The sequence below is a fragment of the Acinetobacter sp. genome, assembly GCF_049284435.1.
Taxonomy (GTDB): domain Bacteria; phylum Pseudomonadota; class Gammaproteobacteria; order Pseudomonadales; family Moraxellaceae; genus Acinetobacter.
In genome coordinates this window covers 38,682-44,887 of sequence record NZ_JBAPXX010000106.1, presented here as the reverse complement: position 1 = coordinate 44,887, position 6,206 = coordinate 38,682, and the positions used below count along the sequence as shown (strand labels likewise).

Here is a 6,206-nt window from a genome sequence, read left to right as displayed (position 1 = left end):
TTGGCAAACTGTTGAGGCTGAAATTAAATTACGCGGTGCAGCATATGCAAAACCTCCTGCAGGAACTTTAAGTGGCTATAATATTAACGTAGAGCAAGAAGAAGCTTACGGTTGGTTAGCTGGGTTTGCTTACCAGATTCCTGAAATTGCTTTAAAAGCTGCTGTTACATATCGTTCTGAGATTAAACATAATGCTAAATCTAAAGAAACATATAATTTAATTCCGGGTTTTGCTTATATTGATGAACTAGAAGCTATTACTCCACAATCAGTAAATTTAGATTTACAATCAGGTATTGCTCAAAATACTTTGGCCTTTGCAAATCTTCGTTGGGTACATTGGGATCAATTTGCAGTAACACCTTCATTCCTAGCTCAAACTACTGCTGCATTGGGAGCAAAACAAAATCTGATTGATTATTCAGATGACCAATACTCAATTACCACTGGCCTTTCACACAAATTCAACAGTAAATGGGCAGGTACTGCAGCGATTGGTTGGGATTCTGGTGCAGGCAACCCTGTAACAACACTTGGTCCAACAGAAGGTTACTGGAATGTTGGCCTAGGTGGCCAATATAGCCCTGCTGAGAACTACTTCATTCAGGCCGGTGTAAAATACTTCTGGTTAGGCGATGCAACCGCTCAAACCGGTGGTACTCCAGTAGGAGATTTTGAAGACAATCATGCAATTGGTTATGGTATGAAAATTGGTTACCGTTTCTAATTACGTTAAAAATTAGCATTAAACAAGAAAGGGCGCTATAAGCGCCCTTCTCTTTTGCTTAAAGCATCTAATTAAGCAGGAATATCACGCACTGAAGCATTACGAATGGCTTCTTTTAACGCTTCATAACCATGAATTGGTGGAAATTGCGGGAATTCAGCAATCACATTTTCAGGCGCATCAAACAAGAAACCGTGGTCTGCTTCACCTAGCATCGTGGTATCGTTATAAGAATCCCCTGCTGCAATCACACGGAAGTTCAAGCCATGTAATGCCTTTACTGCTTGACGTTTTTGGTCCGGCTGACGAAGTTTATAAGCAGAGATCATGCCTGCTTCATCTGTTTCCAGTTTATGGCAGAAAATAGTTGGCCAATCCAGTTGTTTCATCAGTGGATGTGCAAATTCATAGAAGGTATCTGAAAGAATAATCAATTGAAAATGTGTGCTCACCCATTTCACAAATTCTTTTGCTCCCGGAAAAGGACCCATTTCTGCAATCACTTCCTGAATATCGTTCAAGCCTAAACCGTGCTGTTTTAAAATATTCAGACGTTGGGTCATCAGTACATCATAGTCAGGAATGTCACGAGTCGTCGCTTCAAGCTCTTTAATACCGGTTTTTTTTGCAAAGTTAATCCAGATTTCTGGAACCAACACGCCTTCTAAATCTAGACATACGACTTCCATGAACATTCCCTCTAAGTTGTATTGAAAAAATTTTGCACTATCATAGCTGAAGAAACAGATTTTGCACTGTACTTTTTTAAATCTATTTTTTTCATAAGTATTTATTTTTTAGTGATAAGTCAATTAAATCAATTCTATTAAAATAGATGTGAAATTAATTAATATAGGCCATGTCCTTTCCAAGCCTATATCGCCAGGACTCTCATGACCATCATTCCTACTATTGATCGTATTGATGCGCTTGCATCTGAATATGCAGATAAATCGCCCAATGAAATTTTGGCACTTGCACTGAGCCAGCAAGGTGAAATTGCGATTTCATTTTCTGGTGCTGAAGATGTTGTATTGATTGATATGGCATCGCATCTCGGTAAACCGTTCCGGGTATTCAGTCTGGATACTGGCCGTCTACATGCAGAGACGTATCAATTTATTGAACGTGTGCGTAAGCATTACAACATCGAAATTGAAATCTGCTTCCCTGAAACAGATGCGCTACAGAATTTAGTAACCACCAAGGGTCTATTCAGTTTCTTTGAAGATGGCCATCAGGAATGTTGCGGTATACGCAAGGTTCAACCGCTACGTAAAAAACTGGCCACGCTGGATGGCTGGATTACCGGTCAGCGCAAAGATCAAAGTCCGGGTACACGCAATGAAATTCCTGTGGTTCAGGCCGATCCAGGTTTTTCCGGTCCCGGAAAGCAGCTGATCAAGTATAATCCTCTAGCCAACTGGTCCAGTGCGGATGTCTGGAGTTATATCCGTATGATGGAAGTCCCTTATAATGCCCTGCATGAGAAAGGTTTCGTTTCAATTGGCTGTGAACCTTGCACCCGCCCTGTGCTGCCAAATCAGCATGAACGTGAAGGCCGCTGGTGGTGGGAAGAAGCTACGCATAAAGAATGTGGCCTGCATGCCGGCAATTTAAAAAAATAAAGTTAAGTTTTATCCTTCCTATTTACTGAAAGGCTATTTTTTAATAAAGATAGTCTTTTTAATTGATAATTTTACATTTAGTGACAAGATATAAATTACCTTTTATCGGGATAATATTATTTTAATTAAAGAATTTATAAAATTTTAGCTAATTGATTTATTTGCATAAAATGTAAAATTGAACACAATGCTATTCTGCTAATAACACATAATTATTAAGTTACACTCCACTTCGCCTAGTAAATACTATTTTTAGAAAACTATTTTAAAACTAAAATTTTCACATTTCATAAACTTAGGAAGATATTTTGTTTTTGTCAATAGCCAATTTTTCACAGTTGAGACAAGATAAAGCAGTTCATTTATATGCTAAAAAAGATATACTTTAAAAACTAAAGTAATAATTCTAAACAAGGCTTTTTAGCAAAAAAGCCATAGAGAGTGCAGTGAGGCAATCCACGCTATGCGTCCATTACATCCAATTGATTTTATTTTCTTAACTTTAGAGAAACGGCAGCAGCCTATGCATGTAGGTGGGCTATTTTTATTCCAAATTCCCGACAATGCGCCAGCTTCCTTTATTCAGGATCTAGTCACGGATATCCAAAATTCGAAATGCTCTCCAATCCCACCTTTTAACAATTATTTAAACGGCCTGTTTTGGGATGAAGACCAGGAATTTGATTTAGATCATCATTTTCGTCATATTGCCCTGCCTAAACCGGGCCGTATCCGGGAATTGCTGACCTATATTTCTCAAGAACATAGTGCCCTGATTGATCGCGCCAAACCTTTATGGACCTGTCATATCATTGAAGGGATTGAAGGTAATCGTTTTGCCATGTATTTTAAAATTCACCATGCCATGGTGGATGGAATCGCTGGCATGCGTCTGGTCGAAAAGTCACTTTCACATGACCCAAATGCCAAGAGTATAGTACCACCATGGTGTGTGGAAGGACCGCGTGCTAAACGTCTAAAAGCTCCCAAAGTGAATGGCTTTAAAAATGTCCTGCAAACCATTAAAGGACAGCTAGAATGTGCGCCACGAGTTGCTTATGAACTGTCGCAAACCGTCATGAAAGATATGGGACGCAATCCGGATTATGTATCCAGCTTTCAGGCGCCAAGCAGTATTCTGAATCAACGTGTCAGTGCTTCGCGTCGCTTTGCAGCCCAGTCTTTCGAATTTTCACGTTTACGTCATATTTCCAAGGCATTGGGCGTGACCATTAATGATATCGTCCTGGCCATTTGTTCAGGTGCATTACGTGAATATTTATTATCGCAAAATGCCCTGCCGAAAAAACCGTTAATTGCCATGGTTCCAGCTTCGGTTCGCAGTGATGACTCGGATGTATCCAACCGTATTACCATGATTCTGGCCAATCTGGGCACGCATAAAGAAGATCCGCTGGAACGTCTCAAGATCGTACGCCGCAGTGTGTTGAGTGCCAAAGAACGCTTCAAACGCATGAATGCCAACCAGATTTTGAACTATAGTGCCTTTGTCTATGGTGCAGCAGGCCTGAATATTGCATCCGGTTTAATGCCGACACGTCAGGCTTTTAACGTCATTATTTCCAATGTACCTGGACCACAAGAGCCGCTTTACTGGAATGGTGCACGTCTTGAAGCACTTTATCCAGCTTCTATCGTATTGGATGGTCAGGCCTTGAATATCACCATGACCAGCTATTTAGACAAACTGGAAGTCGGCTTGACAGCATGCCGTAATGCCCTGCCGAAAATGCAAAACTTGCTGACGCATCTGGAAGAAGAAATTCAACGTTTTGAACTTATTGTAGATGGCGAACCTGTCCCAAAGTTACGGGCGGTAAGCTAGCAGCAGATGAATAAATAAAAGAGATGGATTATCAAAGGTGTTGATCATTTTTGCCAGTCTTTGAGCACAGAATAAAGGGACCGATCTGGTCCCTTTCCTTTATTTTTGAAATCTTTTTAAATTATTTTAGAACTTTTGGATGACCTCTCGATTTAAATGTCTATCCAAATCATTTTTTGACAAGTTAGAAACAATGCACAAATGCAATCAGCTTTTAATAGTACGGCACTGTTGTAATAATTGATGGCAGACGTTACGGATCATGCTCGCGGTAATTTGAACTTCATTACCGCGCTCATCAACGATATATCCCGCATGTACAGTCTTTGGTTCTAATACGTGTTTTAGGCCTTTATGGATTACTGCTTTACTCATACTCATCACACACTCCTTTTTGCTAAGCCTGAAACTGGGAGAAACGGCTTTGGCTAATTCATGCATCTAGTATTGTAAATAAAGGCCCTGTTGTAAAATTTCAGATGTAACAAGTGTTTAACGATATTCTGTTACAATTTCAGCTGAGAATGATATCGTATTGCTCTTGCGTATACAGATTTTCCACCTGGAACTTAATCACGCGATTAATGAAATGTTCTAGATCAGCGACTGCAGGCGCTTCTGCCGTCAATAATCGATCAATGACAGCCGGATGCGCGACGACAGTAAAGCCACTCTGTGACTCATAAGCACGGGCATAACGCAGAATTTCCCTGAATATTTCGTAACATACTGACTCTGCTGTTTTGACATAACCACGTCCCTGACAGGTCGGACAAGATTCACAGAGCAGATGTTCCAGTGATTCACGGGTCCGTTTCCGCGTCATTTCCACCAAGCCCAGTTCCGACACCTGAGTAATCTTGGTTTTGGCGTGGTCACGTTCCAGCATGCGCTCAAACTGTTTCATCACTTCTTCACGATGCTGCGCTTCCTGCATATCAATGAAATCAATGATAATAATTCCGCCCAGATTGCGCAGCCGTAACTGACGTGCGATGACATCAGTTGCTTCCATATTGGTTTTAAAAACTGTATCTTCCAGCGAACGGCCACCGACGTAAGAACCGGTATTGACATCAATTGTGGCCATGGCTTCAGTCTGGTCAATCATCAGATAACCGCCGGACTTCAATGCGACACGAGTTTGCAATGCCTTTTGCAGATCTTCCTCAACATTATACAAGTCGAAAATTGGCCGTTCACCCGGATAATGCAGCAAACGCTCTTTCATGTTCGGGACAAATTCTTCGACAAATTCCTGCAACTTGGCATGAATTTCACGCGAATCTACGTAAATTTTGGCGGTTTCTTCATTGGCCAGATCACGAATCACCCGTTGCGGCAAAGGCAATTCTTCAAAGATCAAAGACGGTACCGCAATAATCTTTTGCTTGCGCTGGATGTATTCCCAGAGTTTGGCAAGATAAGCCATATCCTGTGCAATGGCTTCTTCTTCAATCCCTTCTGCCGCAGTACGGACAATCACTGAACCTGGCAGCTTATGTTCTGCCTGAATCCGCTCAATAAGTGAACGCAAGCGATTGCGCTCTTCCTCGGATTCAATCCGTTGCGATACGCCGATATGATTGCCATATGGCATCAGCACCAAATAACGCGAAGGAATCGACAGATCGGTAGACAGGCGTGCGCCTTTGGTACCGAGCATATCTTTCATCACCTGAACCGTGAGGACTTGTCCCGGTTGAAGCAGTTCAAAGACATTCGGGGTCGGTTGATTGCGAGGCCAGACCATATCATTGATATGCAAAAACGCAGTGCGAGAAAGTCCGATATCCACAAAGGCAGCCTGCATGCCGGGTAAGACCCGCACCACTTTTCCTTTATAGACATTCCCTACCAGGCCACGCTTGGCCGTACGCTCGACAAACAGTTCATTGACCGTGCCGTTTTCAATTAACGCAACCCGACATTCCATCGGCGTGACGTTAATCAACAACTCGTCAGACATAACTACACTCAAAACATTATAAGAATTCTTTTCAGC

The 6,206-nt window shown here is 41.7% G+C and carries 5 protein-coding genes and 1 pseudogene; 3 read left to right on the top strand and 3 right to left on the bottom strand.

What is annotated here, in order from left to right:
• A pseudogene (locus tag WAK81_RS09425) lies at window positions 1-727 on the top strand (transporter); the annotation flags it as partial.
• A 71-nt stretch (window positions 728-798) separates the two neighbouring features.
• Here WAK81_RS09425 and thrH read toward each other — a convergent pair.
• Window positions 799-1,416, bottom strand: coding sequence for a bifunctional phosphoserine phosphatase/homoserine phosphotransferase ThrH (gene thrH, locus WAK81_RS09420; RefSeq protein WP_422196610.1), 618 nt, complete (start codon window positions 1,414-1,416; stop codon window positions 799-801).
• Between the two features lie 204 nt (window positions 1,417-1,620).
• On the opposite strand from thrH, the gene WAK81_RS09415 reads away from it, so the two are divergent.
• Window positions 1,621-2,355 (top strand): phosphoadenylyl-sulfate reductase, encoded by a 735-nt coding sequence (locus tag WAK81_RS09415; protein ID WP_422196609.1) that lies wholly within the window; start codon window positions 1,621-1,623, stop codon window positions 2,353-2,355.
• Between the two features lie 463 nt (window positions 2,356-2,818).
• Window positions 2,819-4,201 carry a WS/DGAT/MGAT family O-acyltransferase gene (locus WAK81_RS09410; RefSeq protein ID WP_422196608.1) on the top strand — a complete coding sequence of 461 codons (1,383 nt, stop codon included), beginning with the start codon at window positions 2,819-2,821 and terminating at the stop codon, window positions 4,199-4,201.
• 207 nt (window positions 4,202-4,408) lie between these two features.
• On the opposite strand, the gene WAK81_RS09405 is transcribed toward WAK81_RS09410, so the two are convergent.
• Window positions 4,409-4,582 (bottom strand): PA1571 family protein, encoded by a 174-nt coding sequence (locus tag WAK81_RS09405; RefSeq protein ID WP_004646222.1) that lies wholly within the window; start codon window positions 4,580-4,582, stop codon window positions 4,409-4,411.
• 133 nt (window positions 4,583-4,715) lie between these two features.
• Window positions 4,716-6,170, bottom strand: coding sequence for a ribonuclease G (gene rng, locus WAK81_RS09400; RefSeq protein WP_422196607.1), 1,455 nt, complete (start codon window positions 6,168-6,170; stop codon window positions 4,716-4,718).
• Window positions 6,171-6,206: the final 36 nt, after the last annotated feature.